This is a genomic window from Streptomyces griseiscabiei (genome assembly GCF_020010925.1).
Taxonomy (GTDB): Bacteria; Actinomycetota; Actinomycetes; order Streptomycetales; family Streptomycetaceae; genus Streptomyces; species Streptomyces griseiscabiei.
Genome location: NZ_JAGJBZ010000002.1, coordinates 2,500,430 through 2,519,218, shown reverse-complemented (window position 1 = coordinate 2,519,218; position 18,789 = coordinate 2,500,430). Strand labels below are relative to the sequence as shown.

Sequence of the window (18,789 nt, the reverse complement as noted above, 5' to 3'; positions counted from 1 at the left end):
GTATCCCGAGAAGCTAGCGGAGAAGCCATCTGACCTGCAAGAACTCACGAGTTAGTTCGGTTAACGGGCCCTCGGCACGGTCTCCAACGTGCTCAACCGTCCGGAGATCGTGGCCGACACCACCCGCACACGGGTCCTGTCGGTGATCGACTCCCTGGGATACGTGCGTGCCGGGGGAGCGAATCCGCGCGCCGGGTCCGCCCGTGTGCTGGCCGTCATGGTCGCCGACCTGGCCAACCCCTTCTACACTGCACTGGTCAGCGGGGTGGAGCAGGCCGCTCGCGAGACCGGCCTCAGCGTCACAGTCTGCACCGGCCCACGTGATCCGGCGGACCTCTCACGGCACATGGCGCTGATGTCGTCGCACCAGATCCGCGGCGCCGTGCTGACCTCCGGTGAGGACATCGGCAGGACCGTGGCCGCGTTCCGTCGCGGCGCCGTCCCGTTCGTCATGGCCGACCAGAACGCGCCGCAGCCCGCCGCCTCCTCCGTCGGGGTCGACGACGTCGCCAACGGCCACTCGGCCGTACGCCACCTCCTCGAACTGGGCCACCGCTCGATCGTCCACGTCAGCGGACCGGCCCGCCTCCAGCAGACCCGGGACCGGCTCACGGGTGCGCGCGAAGCCGTCACCACGACCGGTCTCCCGCCGACGGCACTGCGCGAACTGCCCTGCTACGACCTGACGATCCCCGCGGGCGAGGACGCCGGCCACCGCGTCCTCGGCCTTCGTCCCCGCCCCACGGCCGTCTTCTGCGCCAACGACCTGCTCGCCCTCGGAGTCCTGCGCACACTGCACGAGGCGGGACTGCGCGTACCCGACGACATCGCGCTGATCGGCTACGACGACATCGAGTTCGCGGCATCCGCCACCGTCCCCCTCACCACCGTCAGACGCCCCGCCACCCTGATGGGCCACCGGGCCGGACACCTGCTCATCGCGGACACGACGGAGAACACCTCCCCGAAGCACCGGCACGTGGTCCTGAAGCCGGAACTGGTCGTACGCCGATCCACCACGGGCATACGGAAGGCCGCGGGGGCCGCCGCACACCCCTGACCCGGGCCTCGGCACAACGGGTCGGCGCATCCTGCCGCGCGGCTTCAACGGCACCGGCGGCAGCTCCGGAGCCGGCAGCGGAGCACCGTCGCACCCCTTCGCCTTCCCTGCACAAGTGCTGTGATCTCTGGGCAAGTTGCGCGTAGGATGGTTTGTCAGTTATCGCCTGGGCGGTGGTTCGCGGGGGTGCGTATGAGGCCGCGTCTGGTGTTCGTGCATGGCATCGGGGGACCGCGGGATCCCGTCGCCGAACTTGACGTCTGGCTGCGGGCCTTGGCTCAAGGGGCTCGTACGGCCGGTCACTCGCATCGCGTTCTGGATCTGCTGCAGGGCTGGGCGGCAGACGCGCGATTCGCCTACTACGGCGACCTGTTCGGAGTGCCGCAGACGCAGGGGGCGGCACTCGACGGAGACGACGAGGCAACCGTCCTCGTGGGGATCCTGCTGCGCGAAGCCCTGGATAAGCGGCTCGCCGGGCCCGTCAGCGTGGAAGAGGAGCGTGTCCTGCGCCACGCCCGAGCCCAACTCGCGCAGGAGGGCGGGGCGCAGGGGCCGGGAGCAGCGGCTCGTCAGGTACTGAGCGCCGCCAACACACTGCTGAACCTGCCAGGGATGCGAACCGTCGGCGGCTGGGCGAGCGCCGGGCTCATGGTCGGCCACCTTCGTCAGGTGACCCGCTATCTGCGCCGGGCGGAGGCCGACAGGGAAGGGCTGACGCTCGACGCCCGCATACGGCATCGTGTCGAGCAGACCCTGGACCCCACCGGCCCCACGGTCGTCGTGGCCCACTCACTGGGCACAGTCGTGGCCATGGAGACGCTGCATGCCCACAGGGGGCCCGTCGCGCTTTTCGTCACGCTCGGCTCTCCGATGGGACTCCGTTCGGCGGTGGGTGGCCGAATGCGACCGCAGCCCCTGCAGACCCCCCACTGCGTCGAGAGATGGCTGGACCACTGGGACCGGGACGATCTCGTCACGGCGGGCCCGCCGCTGGAGAAGGTCGTACGACCCAACGACCGTGCTGTGAAACCGTGCAGCGGACGTGTGGACTCGGACGGATTGTCGGTGCACCCGGCCGTCAAGTACCTCGCCCAGTCCGCCGTGGCCGGCCGTATCGTCGAGGCCATCGAGACGGCCACTCGCACATGACCGCTCCTACTCCCCTGCGGCACGCCCTCGTCGTCGCCCCGCAGTGTCCGAAACTGGGGCTGCTGGACAACCTGGAAGGCGTGGCCCTGTCGCTGCGCGATCTGTTCACCGACCACTGGAGGGGAGCATGCTCACAGAGCCCCGCCGCTGAGACATCGCTGCTCTACGGCATGTCCGTCAACCAGGCCCATATTGAGGCGGCCGTCCGGACCGCGGCGAAGCACGCGGCCCGGGAGCAGGCCGTATTGGTCGTCGCGTTCCTCGGCCACGGCATCACCCCCGGGCAGAACCCCACGCTCTACCTCATGGCGGGCGACTCACAGCCCGACGAGATCGCCACGGCGGTGAACGTCGGTGCGCTACTGACGCAGGCGCTGGAGACGCCTGGACTGCCCGGGGTGATCGCTCTCGTCGACACATGCCACGCGGGTGGTGCCACCCCCGACCTGCAGGCCCTGGACGCCGGAGTCCGGCAAGGTGCGACCCGGCTCTCGCTGCTGATGGCAGTCGGCGCCGCGCAGACCGCCCACCGTCTCTCCTTCTCCCGCGGTGTCACGGAAGTACTGCGACGGGGCATCCGCGGGGGTGGTGAGTATCTGTACCCCGCCGCCGTACTCGGTGCCGTGCGTGCGACGGTGCCGGGGCAGGACGCGCGGCTGGTCGAGTACGACGGGGCACAGTTCGGTGACCCGCCCTGGCTGGCGCGCAACGGCCGCCACCCCGTGCACACCGCTCCGCTGCTCGGGCCCATCGCCTCGGAGGAACTGGAGCTGGCGCTCGCACCGTTGGGATGCTCCGCACTGCTCACGGCGCCCTTGGCCGATGCCCAGGCCCTGGAGCGGCTGCGCCACGCGCTGCCGGAGCACTGCTCGGGCAGTGCCGCCGAACTGACGTGGGCGCTGCGCGTCGTCGGCGGCATACTCGACGGGCTGCGGACGGTCGGACTGCTCACCACGTCCTGGCCCGGCCGCCGACCGACCTCGCAGCGGCTGCGCCGCGCACTGTCGTCGGCGGCAGGGCGAGCCGCCGCTCGTCCACCGGAGACGTCGGGACGTGAGCTGCTGCGGGACGCCGTGGAGTTTCTGCGCCTGCGGGCACCACGTCTCCACGAGGCGCGCACAGCCGCTCTGGCCACCTTCGTCGCCGCGCTGGCCGTCGACGACGCCCTGCCCGAGGACCACGGAGAACTCGCCTCCTGGGCGCACGCGGTGGGATGCGAGGTCGAACTGAGCGACGCGTTCGAGTCGCTGCGCGAGCGTGGCAGCAGGACCAGGTTGCGTCTGGTCGTCAGTTTGCACGCCGCCGTCGCCGGTGAATGGCCCGAGACCCTGGACGCGTGGCTGCTCGACGGTGGAGAGATCCATGCGCACCGCGAGTTCACCTGCGCGTCCGACCAGGTCGGTGTCGAGCAGCGGCTCGCCACCGTACTGAGATGGGCCTCGGCGCGGGCGCGAAGCATCGGAGCACGGCTGCAGCGTGTGGAGATCGCCGCCTCCGCCGCGCTCCTCCTGCGCTGGCGCCCGGAGGAGACCGACTTCGGGGAACTGATGGGCGTCGCGTACGACGTCGTACTGCGTTGGAGCGAGAGGCTGTGCCCACCCGACCACCTCTGGTGGATCAACGAGCGGGCCAGAACGAAACTGGCGGCGATGAGGACGTACTCGACCGGAACCGCGCCGGTCGACTGGCTCGGCGAGCCCGACACCGGAGAAGCGCACGAACTCAGGAAACGCCTCCGCAACGACACCTATCGCCGTGCCGTCGCCCTCGAACACAGGCCGCCCCGCTTCGAGCAGGTGATGGAGGTACTGCTGGCATACGCCCCGATCGTGTTGTGGCCCTGTGCCGACGACTGCGCACCCGAGCGTTTCCGGGACACGTTGGACCGCTACTGGCATCTGCTGCCCGCGGAGTTCTGTGAGGCGTACCGGCACAGCTGGGGAGAACGAGTACCGGGGAAACCCGATGGCCGGGAGCAGTTGGCCCGATGGCGCACCGTATGGCACGACATCGAGTGGCTCGACTTCTGTGACCAGTTCGAGCAGTTCACTACGGAGGAGGAGAACTCCGCATGACCTGGCAGCCCTTCTACGTCGGTGACGGCACGCCACGCGACGTCGATCTCGGCGAACCTCCACCGTGGCGGAGCTTTCCCCGGCAGGCCCTGCACAAGCAGTTCCAACCGCCCCCCGGACTCGTCCGGGCCGTCAACGCCGCGCTGATGCTGCGCCGGCCGCTGCTGGTGACCGGCGCCGCGGGTTCGGGAAAGTCCACGGTGATCGAGCAGGTCGCGGCAGAGCTCAAACTCGGTGACGTGCTGCGTTGGCACATCACGTCACGCAGCACACTGGCGGAGGCGCTCTACCGTTACGACGCCCTCGGCCGCATCCACGCACAGCGGCTCGCCGGGCGCGACAGCGACGACGACATCGCACCCTTCCTTCAACTGGGCCCCTTGGGAACGGCGTTGCTTCCCGCCGAACACCCGCGCGCCCTGCTGATCGACGAGATCGACAAGAGCGACCTGGACCTGCCGAGCGATCTGCTCGATGTCCTGGAACGCGGCGAGTTCGAGATCACCGAACTCGCACGCTACGCGAGCGATCTCGTCGACGTCCGGGAATGGGGCAGTGACGTCCGTAGCCCGGTGACGCGGGGTCGGGTGCAATGTGACCGGTTCCCCTTCATCGTCATGACGAGCAACGGCGAGCGCGACTTCCCACAGGCCTTTCTCCGCCGCTGCATCAGGTTCACCATGCCGAAGCCGACCGTGGACGCGCTGCGCAGGATCGTAGACGCTCATCTGCGAATCGGACCGGACGCCGACGGGACACAGGCCGTCGACACCGTCATCCAGACGTTCGTCGACCGGGTCGCGGCGGGCGAGAGCCTCGCGATCGATCAGCTTCTGAACGCCGTGCATCTGCTGACCGTCGGCACCCTCGCAACGGGAGAAGACGACCAGGAAGTCATGGCCCTCGTGCTGCGCGAGCTGTCCCGTGCCTGACCAGGGCAACCCTTCGGCAGAGGACCCGCTCGCCCGGGTGGTGACGGCGCTGAGTGCCGCCGCACCGGGGCTCGACGGCACAGCCATCGCCGAGTGCCTCTGGCTGGCATCACTGATGGACATGCGTGCCGAAGACGTCGGCGGGCGGATGCGGGACCGTCCCCACGCGGCGGCGCCCGTCGACGGACAGGCCACCGACGAACCCGGACCAGACTCCGACGAAGCCGCGAACGACCTGCATGAACGCCTCGCCGGAGCGGCGACGGCCATCCGGGGCGACGCGGTGGCACCGGGCCATGCCTCCGGCCTGCCAAGGACACTCGAAGTGACCCGCGCTCTGCGCCCCTGGAAACGGCGATGGCCGAATGGACGCCGATCAACCCTGAACGTCGAAGCCACCGTGGACAGCTACGCCTCCAGCGGCGAACTACTTCCGGTACTCACGCCCGCACCCGAAAGATGGTTCGATCTCGTCCTGGTGCTGGACCGCTCTCCCGCGATGGGAGTGTGGCGGGAAACCGTCATGGACTTCACCGCTGTCCTGGACCGGCTCGGCGCCTTCCGGACCCTCCAACTACGCGAACTCCGCTTCCGGGAAGGCGGATTCGAACTGCGCGACAAGCAGGACAGGTTGACGTCCCCTCGTCAGCTGCGTTCTCCGGACGGGCGCCGACTGATCGTGGTCGTGTCCGACTGCGCGGCACCGGGATGGCGAAGCACGGCGGTGTGGCGTCAGCTCCGCGACTGGGCCCAGATCGCCCCGGTGGCGCTGCTCAACCCTCTGCCCACAAAACTCTGGCGCAGAACAGGCCTCGACCTGCCCTCCACCCGCGTCACCGCCGCAGCCCCGGGACCGCCCAACGCCCGGCTGCTCTTCCAACCGCCGGCGCTCACAGACGAGAGGGACACGGACGACGAGGGGGAAGGGCATGAGGGGCACTGGCTGCCCATCCCTGTCTTCTCCCTGTCCCCGCACTCCTTGAGCCGCTGGTCGTGCGCCTTGATGCGTACGGCTCCCGAAGGAAACCCCGCGGTACTCGTACCGCGTGGGGGGCGGACGGAACGACGGCCACGGCGGCGGCCGGGAGTCGTCGCCACAGAGGGATTTCTGCACACGGCCTCGCCGCCGGCCGCTCGTCTGGCCGTGCTGTGCTCCACGTTCGATCGGCTGAGCACCCGCATGCTCCATCTCCTCCGTCAGGAACTGGTCCCCGAAGCCACGATCTCCGACATCGCCGAATTGCTCACCAGCGGGCTCTTCACCCTCAGCCCGGGCGACGACGGCGTCGTGGAGATGAGTCCGTCGGAACCCGTGCAGCGGCGGCTGCAGAGTGAACTCGCCGAGCACGAGGTGTGGCGCATCAACAGGGCGTTGAGCCGTCATGTGGCATCCCAGGACAGCTGGGGCGGACGGCTAGTGGCGGTGGTGCCGAACCATGGGAGCGGATCGGAACTTCTGGCAGCCGCCCAGTCCTTCGGACAACTGTCGATCCACACGCTGGAGTTGCTGGGCCTGCCGACAAGCGATCCAACCGTACCCGGCGCCACCGCGGAGCCGAAGGAGAGGGAACGACCCATTCCCCGGCAGCCCTTGCTGAGGTCGACAACCGATGCGGTGGACAACCGGCCGTACTTCTTTCTCAGTTACGCCCACACACCCTCCCCGAGCCTGGGCGGCGACGATCCCGACCACTGGGTGCACACGCTGTACAAGGATCTGTGCACGGACGTCCTGGCCCTCACCGCTCATCCGCGGGGGACGCCCGCGGGGTTCCTGGACCGGGAGGTGCGGTCCGGGGAGGGCTGGCCGGACCGGCTCAGCGAGAACCTCGCGCACTGCCGGGTGTTCGTCCCGCTGTACTCGCCCCGCTATTTCTCCAGCGACCACTGCGGACGCGAGTGGTTCGCCTTCGACGAACGCATCCGCGAGGCACGCAACGCCGGCCTCGGCGACATCCCGGCCATCGTCCCGGTGCTGTGGACCGGCATGGACCTCGAAGGACTCCCCGAGTCCGTGCGGCAGATCCAGTTGGCGCACTCCGGCTTCGGGGAACGCTACGCGTCGTACGGGATCTACGGGTTGATCAAACTCAAGCGGCTGCGCGACGAGTACGAGGAGGTCGTGCTTCAGCTCGCCCAGCGGATCGTGCACGTCGCCGAGAACACGCCGCTGCCGTCGAGCAGGCCCCGGCCGTACGAGTCCACGCACAGCGCGTTCCGCCCGCACGGCGACAGCCCTCGCAACGTTCAGCTGATCGTGGCGGCGCCCACTCGTCACGCCTTGCCCGAGGGCCGGGACGCCGCTCCCTACAGGGAGGACGCCACGGGTTGGAATCCGTACCACAGCGAGTCGAGGCGCCCGCTCGCCGAACTGGCCGAGGAGTTGATCCGCTCGCTCGACCACCGCGTCACCGTGGCGGACTTCGACGACCTGGATCTGGCTCCAGGCATCCCGACGAGCAGCGAGCGCGACACGCGATCGGCGGGTGACGCGACCCGAACCAGTCAGCCCACGATCCTCTTGGTTGACCGGTGGTCCCTGCTCGACCGGGAGCGGCGACGTCGACTCAAGGCGTTCGACTCGGCCGCGCAACCCTGGGTCTGTGCCATCGTTCCCTGGAGCCGCTTCGACCTCCAGTGCCGCGGCGAACAGGGCGAGCGGCTGCGGGAGGGGTTGGAGGACACCCTGCCGCTGCTCCTGGAGCAGGGACGCCGTGCCAAGATCTGGGGCGCGATCAACGGCGTACCCACTCTGAAGGCATTCACCGAGATCCTCCCGGTGGTTGTGGCCCAGGCCACCCGGCAGTATTTCCGGTACTCGTCAACCGCCGCGGCAGCGCCCAGCGGGCCGATGCCGCAGTTGTCCGGACCGGAGTCGGGCCCGGTCCCCCCGGACAACGACATGTGACCGTGCCCGCCCTGTGTCCCCCTCAACCCCGAACGCTCCTTCGCCACGAGGTGCATGTCGAACGAGTTGTGGGTGACGGTGTCGGCGATCGGGGAGGCAAAGACCACGGCGAGCACCCGGCGTTCCAGCTCCCCGGTGCGCGCGGCCCTGGTGGGTGGGGTGCACCCAGATGTCGATGCCTGAACGCGGTACCGCCGTCGCCGATGACTCGGCTCTTCCCGGATCGGCCCAGGCCAGAAAGGTTCGCAGCTACATCGCGGCAGGCCAGCACCACCAGCAGATCGGAAACCCGTGCCGGGTTCCTGCTCCGGACCTTGCGCGCCCCCATAGTTCACCCTGCTGCCGACGCCGAACCGGCCTGGATCGGATTGACCAGCGGGCCGAGACCGCGCCTCCACGTCTCGCTCGTCCGCATCCCGTTCCTCCGCATCCCGGCGAGCAGCCGATGGAGTGAAGGACGACATCCTCCACTCCGCCCTCAACGTCTACCCCATGTGGGGTTTCCGCAGGTCAGAGCTATTTGAGTCCTGCAAAGTCAGCAAAGGTGCCGGTTCGATGACGGTGCCGTTGAAGGCGAGGCGGTCGACGTTCGCCGCGCAGAGGCGGGGATCGGTGAAGGCCGGCGGTGATGGCCGATCGGCTCGACGTCCTCTGCCGTTCGGCGGGGGCGGTCCGGAAGCTCGGCAGACGCGTCGGGGCGTGCGGGCCGTGCACGATTCCCTCAACCACACAACGTTCTTGGAGGCACCGTGCGCACTCGAACAACCGCCTGCACCGTACTGCTCGCCCTCGCCGCCTTCACCACCGGTTGCGGAAGCTCCGAGAGCACCAGCAAACCGAACAAGCCCAGCAGCACCTCGACCCCCGCCGCCGCCACACAGGCAGCCGCCGACGCCGACGACCTGAAGGCCTGCACCAAGGCCCTTGAGGTCGCACTCGACGCGGACTCCGAGGACATGATGCCCGCCGAGTGCGACAGCCTCAGTGAGAGCGACTATCAGAAGGCCGCGACTGCAGTCCTCGCGGGCGTGGAAGGCTGAGACGCACGCCAGGACGCCATCGACGAAACCTCCACGGCCGCCCCAGCCCTGGCCGTCCCCGGACGAGGCAGCGCACGAGTCGGCCTGACCGTCGAGGACCGAAGGCGCCCTGCGTTACCCACACGGCGGTGCAGAGGCCCTTTTCGGTACGGGGGGTTCAGGGCAGCGCCCGTGGCTCCGTCAACCACATCCTGGCGTGATCGGCGTCGGCATCGAACCGATCGACCCACGTGACCGGCCCCCTCGGAGCCGCGCCGGTCACGGCCGACGACTTCTCCAGCCGGATGATCGGTCCCCAACTCCGGGCGGCCGACTACACCGACCTGCGGTTGGAGGCGGCGATGCGCGCCCTGCCCGAGGCACAGCAGCAGTACACGGCGCTGCCCGTCCGGCACGGCTTCCAGGATCCCGAGGACCCGGTCACCGGATCCGTCATCCCCTCCGACCGGTTCCGCGCCGCCGTCGGGGCGGGCGCGTTCGCCGGGCACGGGGACATCCCGAGCCTCACGCGCGACCTCGTCGCCAAGTAAGCCAAGTACGCCCGGGACCTGAAGAACCTGATGACAGCGGGCGCCCCATGAACGGCGGCCACGTCAACCACTGACGTGCCGCCCGGGACGCGGAGCCGGGATCGTCCCCCGTACCCGGCCCCGCGTCCCACAGCACAGCCCTCGGCGACCGGGGGGCGGCCGAGGCGCGTCAGGGGCGTGCGATCCGTACGCGTGAGGCCGTCCCGGAAGCCATGGCGCGCCCGTTCATCGAGGTCGGGTACGAAGCCGCCACCATCGCCGCACGTGCCGAACGGACCGGGCCGACCCGAGGCACCCTGCGAGCGAACCGGGCGCGATCCCGGCCGTCGCCCGGCGACAGGGCTGCCGTGCGGGCCTGCCGTGGGCGTCGCTGCCCTTTCACCGCTCGCAGTCGTGGGGTCCTTCACACGGTGCCGTGCATCTCGCCGTCGTGTACGACGAGGCCGGCCTGAGCGCCCAGGAACTGGGCCAGTTGCCCGGGGGCGGAGTAGAACGGCGAGTGATCGCAGTCGAGTTCCGTCCGGGTGGCGGCGCGTGCGGCGCAGGCCCGCTGTGCTTGAGGTCGTACCGTCCTGTCCGCGGCACAGACGACATAGGCGCTGGGGACGGTCAGCCAGGCCGGGTCGTCCAGAGCCAGGTCCGGCACCCGACTGCGCATCGGCCGCCAGAGGGTGGCAGCGTGCTCGGCGTGCCGGGAAGGCGTGGCGGAGTAGAGCGCCTCGCGGGCGGACGGCAGGAGCGTGACCGTTCCGTCGGGAGCCATCCGCACCGAGCGGTGGAAGGCCGGGTCGTTCCAGGCGGGCGTCAATTGTGCCGGGGACTCCCCCGACAGCGGCATCCGCGCGGCAACGTAGACCAGGCGGGCCGCCAGATGTCCGCCGGCCGAGACCGGCAGGCCACCATAGCTGTGCGCGACCACCATCACGGGACCGTGCGCGGTCGCCTCGCGCACAGCGGCTCGGACCGCCTCGGTGTCGTCGGAGAAGGAGGTGAACGGGAGGTCGATGGCATGACTGCGTACCCCGGCCGCGCCCAGCCGAGCCGTCACCTCCTCCCAGCACCAGGCGCCGTGGTGGGCACCGTGGACGAGCAGGACGACGGGCCCGGTCGTCGGCGACCGGCTCACGGCAGATTCCCCGGGTGCGGGTCAGGGTCTACGGACCGGTGGTCGAGGTCGACGGAGAGGAAGATGTCGTTGGCGACCGGATGCCTCATCTCTTCGGCGAGTTGGCCGATCAATCCAGCGGTACGGGCCAGGAGTGCGAAGCCACGCAGCAGCGGGACGGGCAGGTCGAGGTCGGCCAGGGCGGCTCCGCACACACCGGCGCCGTTCAGCGGAAGGGTCTTGCCGAGAAGTTGAGCGTGGGTCCGGCCGATCGCGGCGAACAGCGACAGGTGGGGTCCGAACTGCTTCTCCTCGGCAGCGATCTCCATCAGCCGGGGAGTACGCGGATCGCCCTTTTTGTGGACGTGATGACCGAGGCCGGGCACGAACAGCCCGGCCGCCCGCCGCGCGCGTACGGTCTCCAGGGCGAGGACGTCCCAGCCCGCCTCGTCCTTTGGAAGTCGGCCTCGATGGTGCTCGACGACCTCGTGCAGAAACGTCCCGGTGTCCTCGGTGACCCCGAGAAAACGAGAGCCTCCGCCCAACAGCCCTGCCGCGAGCGCACCCTGCACCGAGTCGGGCGCCGACAGGTAGGTGAGCCGGGTGACGATCGCGGTCGGGGTGAACCCGTGGTCGGCCAGCGCGGCGAGGACGGCTTCGAAGACCCGCACCTGGCCGGGGGTGGGGCGGCGCTGAGTGGCGAGCCAGTAGGCCAACTCGCCGAACCCCACCTCACCCATCACATCGCGGGCGAGGTCCGTGCCGAGCAGGGTGATCGTGGTGGGGCTGGAGGCTCCCAGGGCCGTCGGGTACCGCGCAGGCCGGTCAGACACGGGTGCTCTCCTCGGCCGGACGCGTGGTTCGCGGCATCTCCAGCCACTTCCGGATTTCGGGCCCGTGCTCGTCCAGTTCCGGGGGAGGCAGCTCGTAGCGGGCCGGTGTCCCGGAGAACGTGATCGGGTGACGGGTCATGGGGACGGCCCGGTCGCCCTCGCCGACCTCGACGACCGGGTCGAGCCCGAAACGCTCGGCCATGGCGAAGCCTCCGTCGATGGTGTTGATGGGGGCGGCCGGGACCCCTGCGGCGACCAGGGCGTCGAACCAATCGGTCGCGCCCCGGGTGGCCAGCCGCTCCACCAGCAGCGGTCGCAGTTCCGCGCGGCGGGCGGTGCGGTCCTTGTTGTGCGCGAACCGCGGGTCGTCGGCCGTGCCGGGTATGCCGAGGACCTCGCACAAACGTCGGAACTGGCCGTCGTTGGCGGCGGCGACGATCAGGTCACGGTCGGCGGTGGGGAACGGCTCGTAGGGGAAGACGCTCGGATGGGCGTTGCCCATCCGGTAGGGGACGGTGCCGCCTGCCACATAGGCGGAGCTGTGATTGACCAGGCCGGAGAGCGCGGAGGACAGCAGGTTGACCTCGACGTGCTGGCCCTCGCCGGTCGCGTCACGGTGTCGCAGCGCGGCGAGGATGCCGATGGCCGCGTGGTTGCCGGCCATCACGTCGAAGACCGAGATGCCGGCCCGGAAGGGCTCGCCCTCCGGGTCGCCGGTGAGGCTCATCAGTCCGGAGATCGCCTGCACCATCAGGTCGTAGCCGGGTACCCGACGGCCCGCTCCGGGCCCGAATCCGCTGATCGAGGCGTAGATCACCCCGGGGTTGTCGGCCACGACGCTGAAGTAGTCCAGCCCGTACTTGGCGAGCGCGCCCGGCTTGAAGTTCTCGATCACGACATCCGCCCGGTGCGCCAGCTCGCGCGCCGCCGCGGCATCCTCCTCCGCCCGCAGGTCCAGGGCGATGGAGCGCTTGTTGCGGTTGACCCCCAGGTAGTAGGTGGACGTCTCACCGCGGGTCGGCGGCATCCACGTCCGGGTCTCGTCACCGGCGGGAGACTCGACCTTGACCACCTGGGCCCCGAGGTCCGCCAGCAGCATCGTCGCGTACGGGCCCGCCAGCACCCGGGAGAAGTCGGCGACCACCAGCCCGGACAGCGGTCCGACGCCCCGGCTCGGTGCTGCCACCTCTGTGGGCATTTCCATGAAGCATCCCTCCGACCGCACAGCGGACGAATGTCCGCCAGTTCGGATTGTGGCATGCCGAAGCCTGGAGCCGCGAGGGTCCAGGGGTAATTCGATGGTCGAAAGCAACCCGTCCGGGGCGCGGGATCAGACGCCCGCGACGCCCGAGACGCCCGAGACGCCGCCGGAAAGGCCAAGGCCACGACGGTCGACGCGATCCCCGAGGGGAGATGAGCGACGCCGGCCAGTTATACGAGTCGCGCCATCACGGGGGGAACACCCACGACGCCGCACGGAACGGGCCCCACACGGAACGGGCGGCGCACCGACACGGCCGCCCGAGAACACCGGACCGCGCCCGGCAGGCCGCTGCGCGGAGTGCGTCAGGGCCGGGAGCCGGCTACCGACTGCGGGAGAGCCGCGAGTTTGGCGAAGTCACAGCTGATGTCGCCCGCCGCCTGCAGCACAAGGGGCAGGTGCTCCTCGCGCAGCTTGCTCACCGAGGTCTCGGCGGCGTGGGCGTTGACGTTGATGGCCGCGATCACCCGCCCCGCCCCGTCGCGCAGAGGGACCGCGACCGAGCGAATGCCCAGCGCCAGGTCCTCGTCGGCCAGCGCCCAGCCGCGGGCCCGAACCTCGCGCAAGACCTCATCGCGCTCCTCCGGGCCGGGCCGCCACAGCGGAGTGAGCCCGGACCGGGTCGGTTCCCTCAGCACCTTCTCCAACTCCTCCGGCTCCAAGGCCGCCAGCAGCACCTTGCCCAAGGAGGTCTGGAGCGCCGGGAAACGGGTGCCGATCTGCACCGAGAGCGTCACGATCTTCGGAACAGCGACGCGTGCGACGTACACGATGTCACTGCCGTCGAGCTGTGCGATCGAGCAGGACTCACGCGTCCGCTCCACCAGCCGCTCCATGTGCGGACGGGCCACGTCCCACAGCCCCAGCGAACCGACACAGGCCACGCCCAGATCGAGCACCCTCGGCGTGAGCGTGAAGCCCTTGTCCGAGACGCGCACATACCCGAGCTCTTCGAGGGTCAGCAGAATCCGCCTCACCGTCGGCCGGGCCAGACCGGTCGCCGCCGCCATCTCCGCCAGCGACATCACCGGCCGCTGCGGCGCGAAGGCGGCGATCACGTCGAGCCCCCGGGCCAACGCCTCGATGAAGTCCGGCCCGGTACCGGTACGCGGCATATTCAGCCCCTCACATGTCGCTCGACTTGGCGTACCAGGCTACTGCCGTCTGTCCGTATGCCGACCAGTGCCCGCAGGCAATGCCACATCCGGCAAATCAACCCCTCAGCACTCTTGACGCCAGGGGCGGACCGCATGAAGGTAGCGAACAGCGCCCGCCTGGCGGACACATGTCCGACGAAGACCCGCCGGGGCGGGTCAAGAACTCAAAAGGAGAGTCGACGATGACCCAGGCTTCCCCCGCACCCTCAGTCGCTTCCGACACCGCGGCCCTGCCGTCACGCCTGCACCACAACGCCTATGTCACCCGCGATCAGGAGGCGACCCGAGCCTTCTACGAGGACCTCATCGGCCTCCCCCTCGTCGCCACCTGGAAGGAGTCCGACGAACTCTTCGGGGCGATACGCACCTACTGCCACACCTTCTACGGTCTCGGCGACGGCAGCGCCCTCGCCTTCTTCCAGTTCGCCGACCCCGAGGACCAGAAGCAGTTCGGTCCGCAGATGCCGCACTCGCCGTTCCAGCACATCGCGCTCAAGGTCACCGAGGCGGTGCAGGACACGATCGCCGAACGCCTGGAGAAGGCCGGCTGGCGGCCCGACGAGACCTACGTCCTGGAGCACGGATACTGCCGCTCCCTCTACACCAGCGACCCCAACGGGCTGCTCCTGGAGTTCACCCTGGACGCGCCCGGTATCGAGGCGAGCGACGCCGAACGACGCCGTACCGCCCACGCCGACCTCGCCTCCTGGCTCGCCGGCGAGCACACCACGAACAACACCTACCGCTGAGCGACTTCACCATCCGCCCCGAGCAACTCTCGGCGCCCGCGCGTCCACGGGCCCCGGCCAACTCTCCCCGGGCCGCATGCCCAGGTATGCGGCCCGGCCCGCAGGACCAGCGATCCCGGCGGGCACGTCGCAATCTCTCTCAGCGGCGACTGACAACATCGTGATCGTCGGCCCGCGCGACGGCGCAGTGGTCCGATGGCGGCCGACACTGCCGCCGCGCGCAGGCACTGGACGGGGAGCGTCCGGCGCAGCCGCTCGACAGGATCGGACCGGCGATCCGACCACGCACTCCGCGGGTGGGCCCGCCGGCCGGGTCGCAGCCGAGCTTCGACCGGACCTTGTGCCGGACCTTGGTCGGCTCCGCCGCCGTACAGTCCGCCTGCAGCCTCTCCCGAGGAACTGTCCCTCTCCAGGGATGAGCCTGCCGCGGACGGCGCGCCGGTCCGAATCGTCCAGACCGAGCCGGCACGGAGGCTGCCGAATCTCGCCCGCGTGCCCCTCACGGTGGTCACCGCGTCCGCCTCGCAGTGCGCGTTCACCGACCCGATCCGGTGGAGGTACCGCGCCAGGCAGGGCTGAATGCGACGTGGACCGCGCCATGCCGGCTGACCGCGCCCACCGCCCGGCGACGACAAAGGTCCCGACACCCCGCTCTCGCAGGGGGCGCCGGGACCATGCCGTGGGCAGCGGCACAGCAGCGGTCCACGGGACCGCGGCCGGTCAGAACATGGTGTTGTCGTTCGCCGATGTCTCCGGCACGTTCTGGGACACGTCCCAGTGCTCGACGATCTTCCCGTTCCGGACGCGGAAGAGGTCGACGATCGCCTGACCACGGTCACCGGGCACGTTGACGTAGTGGCTGTGCACGGCCACCAGATCGCCTTCGGCGATGACGCGCTTCGGGGAGACCGTCAGTTGCGGGAAAGCGCCGAAGTACCCGCCGAGCCCCTCCTTGGCACCCCGCACACCATTGGGGACGTTCGGGTTGTGCTGGTGGTACTCGGGACCGAAGTACCGGTCGAGCGCGGAAAGGTCCTTGTTGACCAGCAGTCGGTCGAAGGCCTTGGTGACCAACGCCTTGTTGGCGGCGGTACGCCGGCGCGGACCCGGATTCCCGGTCTGCGGCCGGCTCTCGGTCGAGAACATGTCGTTGCCGTTGACCGAGGTCTCCGGGACCTCCTGCCCGACGTCCCAGTGCTCGGCGATCCTCTTGCCCTGGAAACGGAAGATGTCCACGACCGCCGTGCCTCGCGTGCCCGGCGTCAGGATCACGTTGGAGTGCGCCACTACAAGGTTGCCCTCGGAGATGATGCGCTTGATGTCGTACTCGGCGTCGGGGAACTGCTGGCTTATGGCCGTACCGAGGTTCTTCAGCGCTTCGGTACCGTCCGGTGCGAGGGGGTTGTGCTGGATGTAGTCCTGGCGGACGTAACGGTCGACGACCTCCGCGTCACCTTCCTCGAACACCCCCTTGAGGACCCGTGCGACGACGGACTTCTGATAGCCCAGGTGAGAGCTGTCGCCATGGCCGACGGCGCCGGTCCGGCCGACGGCGACGGAAGGGGCCGCTGAAACAGCGGGCGCAGCGGTGACGACGAGAGCCACGGCCGCACATGCGGCGACCAGGGTCCCGCGTAGAGGAACAGTGGTGGTCACGGTGCTCTGTTCTCCGAATCTTGTGGGGGATGCCAGGTCACAGAAACAAGCACACAGGACTTACTTGAAACTTCAAGCCTGGCTAACCTGAGGTTAGCGCTACCCAATAGTTAGCCGCAAGGGACCGACAGTCCTCCCGAAAACTGCCTGCAGCCGGGCACACCACGTCTTTCAGGCATGGCTCACTCAGACCGAAGCCGGTAGCGACACGACGGCGACGGCGACCTGCCGCCCCTCAGCCATGGATTCGATCGCGAGAACGGAAGTCGTTCTGTCGATGAGCTCAGAAGGCGCCCTGTCGGCGGCCGGGCCGATGTTCACGTTCGGGAGGCACCCGCCGAGAATGATCTTGCTAGGGTCCGCCCAAGACCTGGGGCGTTCAACACATGAGAGGTGGTCAGGCGATGACCCCTGAGGAGCAGGATCTGATCATGGGCCTGGCGTTCGTGCCAGGTGTGGGTCGGACGCGCACGCTCGACGAGGTGCTCGCCCACTTCGGCGAGTCCGACGGTGGGGCCCTGGCGCTGAGGCTGCTCCGGGACGCCATGGAGCGCCGGGACGCCGACGACGTCGAGATGGCGCTGCTCCTCCATGCCGCCGCCGACGCCCCGGTCGGGGAGTTCATGGAACCGTTGATCGAGATGTTCCCTGCCGAATGGCACAGGGAGCACGAGGACATCGTGTCCATGCTGGGCAGGCTCCGCGCGCCCAGGACGGTGCCGACGCTGGTCCTGGCGACTCGCTGGGTTCCCGAGCGCCTGGACTTCGACGACTGCCGGGCGCTCGCGGTGAAGGCGATCTGGGCGCTCGGCGGCATTCCCGGCCCGGAGGCCCGGGAAGCCCTTGAGGGGTTGCGCGACGACGAGAACGAGATCATCCGTGAGAACGCGGTGAAGCAGCTCGCACGCCGCGGCGAGCTCTGACCGCGCAGCTGTAGCCGTTCGTCCGGAACGCCCGACCCCGTCTTCCTCGGCCAGTCGTTCCCACCAAGATCAATCTCGCCAGGATTTCCAGCACCTCACCTACTCGTGTGCAGAGCCAGAGCTCCGCAGGCGGCAAGGACATATGAGGCTGCAGACCGGCTCGAGCAGGCCCCGGTGGAGATCGGCGCGTCGCTAGTACTGACGTTGAATGTGTGATGTCGGTCAGTCATATGCGGCCCGTCCTGGTCCCGCTGCGACTCGGTCCATGGCTACGCCGTCTACGTCGAACCCGACGCCTCTGACGGGTCAGCATCCTCGCTCGTAGATCGCCCGCAGCCACGGTTCCCTGACGGCGGGCATCCGCGCGAGCGTGTACCGGAACGCCTTCCCGGACGGCTGGAACGGGTACCACGCGTGCGGCGGCAGCGGGTCGTCCCGCTCCACGCCTGCGGGCAGCCCGCCGACCACTGGCAGCCGGGTCCGGTGCGGTGGGAAGGCCAGCTCGGCCCAGAGCGCGGCATCCATCGGTACCGGCACCGCCCCGGCGCGCGGCTGCCACATGGCTCCGGTCTGCGGATGGACCGGCACCAGCACCAGGTCAGCGGTCGGTTCGCCGAACCCCGGTCCCGCCAGGTCCAGCCGCTTCGCACCTTCGCCGGCGGGCAGCAGCGTGCCGAGTGCCCGGCCGAGGAGCTCAGCGACCGGCCCCGGCGCCACCTCGACCGGGGCGCCCCCTGCGGCCACCACCACCTGGGCGAGAGCCACGCCCGCCGGGATGTCCCGGTACTCGCTCAGCCGGTGCCACAGCGCGCCGGTGGCCAGCAGCTCCGCCCAGTCCATCACTGGGCGCTCCGGCGGTCCGGGCAATCGCACTGCTGACTGCGGGACGAGCCGGACGACCTGCCAGCACCCGCAGTCGTCCATCCTCGTTCCGACCGGCAGATCGCAGCCCAGGCAGGCGAGGTTCGGCCCGTCCCTCCCGTCGATCCCCATGCAGTAGCCCCCGGCCCGCTCAGGGATCAGACGTGTGCCGCGAATATCGCCGGGCGCGAGCAGGACGGTGTCCGACGGTCCGTTGGACAGCGCGCCGAACGGCGCGAAGCGCCCCCGCTCCGCCGCCTCGCGTGTCCCGACCTCGTCCCACTGCTGCCACGGCGGCCCGTACGGCGCGAGGTCGACGGCGTAGGACCCGGCCTCCAGCAGCGGCGGGTGCAGCGTCTCCCAGTGGGTGTCGGCCAGGTGAATCGGCAACGCCACCTGCGACACCGCCGCCGTCAGGACCTCACCGCAGCCCGCGCACCCGAACACCGCCAAGGTGTCCCCTCCCACCGTCGAAGCCCCTGCATCCCACCAAGCGGGCGGACCAGGGAGCAAGGGATTTTCGGACCACGCTGAACGCCCCCACCGATAG

At 69.6% G+C, this 18,789-nt stretch carries 15 protein-coding genes; 9 read left to right on the top strand and 6 right to left on the bottom strand.

Annotated features, from left to right (window positions below; all coding sequences use genetic code 11):
• The first annotated feature begins 88 nt into the window (after positions 1-88).
• From J8M51_RS28275 to J8M51_RS28245, 7 genes are all read left to right on the top strand, one after another.
• Entirely contained in the window at positions 89-1,060 is a 972-nt protein-coding gene (locus tag J8M51_RS28275; protein ID WP_086757910.1) for a LacI family DNA-binding transcriptional regulator, read from the top strand.
• 192 nt (positions 1,061-1,252) lie between these two features.
• Positions 1,253-2,209, top strand: coding sequence for a lipase family protein (locus tag J8M51_RS28270; protein WP_086757909.1), 957 nt, complete (start codon positions 1,253-1,255; stop codon positions 2,207-2,209).
• The gene (locus J8M51_RS28265) at positions 2,206-4,284 is read left to right on the top strand and encodes a vWA-MoxR associated conflict system protein (protein ID WP_086757907.1); all 2,079 of its coding nucleotides are present in this window, start codon (positions 2,206-2,208) and stop codon (positions 4,282-4,284) included. The genes J8M51_RS28270 and J8M51_RS28265 overlap by 4 nt, the downstream gene beginning before the upstream one ends.
• A complete protein-coding gene (locus J8M51_RS28260) occupies positions 4,281-5,216 on the top strand; it encodes an AAA family ATPase (protein ID WP_086757906.1) in 936 nt (311 codons plus the stop codon). Before J8M51_RS28265 ends, J8M51_RS28260 begins: the two co-directional genes overlap by 4 nt.
• Positions 5,209-8,124: a TIR-like protein FxsC gene (locus J8M51_RS28255; RefSeq protein ID WP_256965297.1), complete on the top strand. Its 2,916-nt coding sequence runs from the start codon at positions 5,209-5,211 to the stop codon at positions 8,122-8,124. The genes J8M51_RS28260 and J8M51_RS28255 overlap by 8 nt, the downstream gene beginning before the upstream one ends.
• A 749-nt stretch (positions 8,125-8,873) precedes the next feature.
• Positions 8,874-9,164, top strand: a complete 291-nt coding sequence (locus J8M51_RS28250) for a hypothetical protein (protein WP_086757904.1) — start codon at positions 8,874-8,876, stop codon at positions 9,162-9,164.
• A 230-nt stretch (positions 9,165-9,394) separates the two neighbouring features.
• On the top strand, positions 9,395-9,694 hold the full coding sequence (locus J8M51_RS28245; protein ID WP_179203204.1) for a hypothetical protein: 300 nt from the start codon (positions 9,395-9,397) through the stop codon (positions 9,692-9,694).
• A gap of 403 nt (positions 9,695-10,097) precedes the next feature.
• On the opposite strand, the gene J8M51_RS28240 is transcribed toward J8M51_RS28245, so the two are convergent.
• From J8M51_RS28240 to J8M51_RS28225, 4 genes are all read right to left on the bottom strand, one after another.
• Positions 10,098-10,820: an alpha/beta fold hydrolase gene (locus J8M51_RS28240; RefSeq protein WP_086757903.1), complete on the bottom strand. Its 723-nt coding sequence runs from the start codon at positions 10,818-10,820 to the stop codon at positions 10,098-10,100.
• On the bottom strand, positions 10,817-11,632 hold the full coding sequence (locus J8M51_RS28235; RefSeq protein WP_086757901.1) for a citryl-CoA lyase: 816 nt from the start codon (positions 11,630-11,632) through the stop codon (positions 10,817-10,819). Before J8M51_RS28235 ends, J8M51_RS28240 begins: the two co-directional genes overlap by 4 nt.
• Positions 11,625-12,836, bottom strand: coding sequence for a CaiB/BaiF CoA transferase family protein (locus J8M51_RS28230; protein ID WP_179203203.1), 1,212 nt, complete (start codon positions 12,834-12,836; stop codon positions 11,625-11,627). Before J8M51_RS28230 ends, J8M51_RS28235 begins: the two co-directional genes overlap by 8 nt.
• Before the next feature lie 362 nt (positions 12,837-13,198).
• A complete protein-coding gene (locus tag J8M51_RS28225; RefSeq protein ID WP_086757898.1) occupies positions 13,199-14,008 on the bottom strand; it encodes an IclR family transcriptional regulator domain-containing protein in 810 nt (269 codons plus the stop codon).
• Positions 14,009-14,232: 224 nt separating this feature from the next.
• Here J8M51_RS28225 and J8M51_RS28220 point away from each other — a divergent pair, with 224 nt between their 5' ends.
• Positions 14,233-14,799: a VOC family protein gene (locus tag J8M51_RS28220; RefSeq protein WP_086757896.1), complete on the top strand. Its 567-nt coding sequence runs from the start codon at positions 14,233-14,235 to the stop codon at positions 14,797-14,799.
• 720 nt (positions 14,800-15,519) lie between these two features.
• Here J8M51_RS28220 and J8M51_RS28215 read toward each other — a convergent pair.
• Positions 15,520-16,455 (bottom strand): nuclear transport factor 2 family protein, encoded by a 936-nt coding sequence (locus J8M51_RS28215; RefSeq protein ID WP_086757894.1) that lies wholly within the window; start codon positions 16,453-16,455, stop codon positions 15,520-15,522.
• A 404-nt stretch (positions 16,456-16,859) separates the two neighbouring features.
• Here J8M51_RS28215 and J8M51_RS28210 point away from each other — a divergent pair, with 404 nt between their 5' ends.
• Positions 16,860-17,378 carry a HEAT repeat domain-containing protein gene (locus J8M51_RS28210; protein ID WP_086757893.1) on the top strand — a complete coding sequence of 173 codons (519 nt, stop codon included), beginning with the start codon at positions 16,860-16,862 and terminating at the stop codon, positions 17,376-17,378.
• A 306-nt stretch (positions 17,379-17,684) separates the two neighbouring features.
• Here J8M51_RS28210 and J8M51_RS28205 read toward each other — a convergent pair whose 3' ends face one another.
• Positions 17,685-18,686: a hypothetical protein gene (locus J8M51_RS28205; protein WP_317852992.1), complete on the bottom strand. Its 1,002-nt coding sequence runs from the start codon at positions 18,684-18,686 to the stop codon at positions 17,685-17,687.
• Positions 18,687-18,789: the final 103 nt, after the last annotated feature.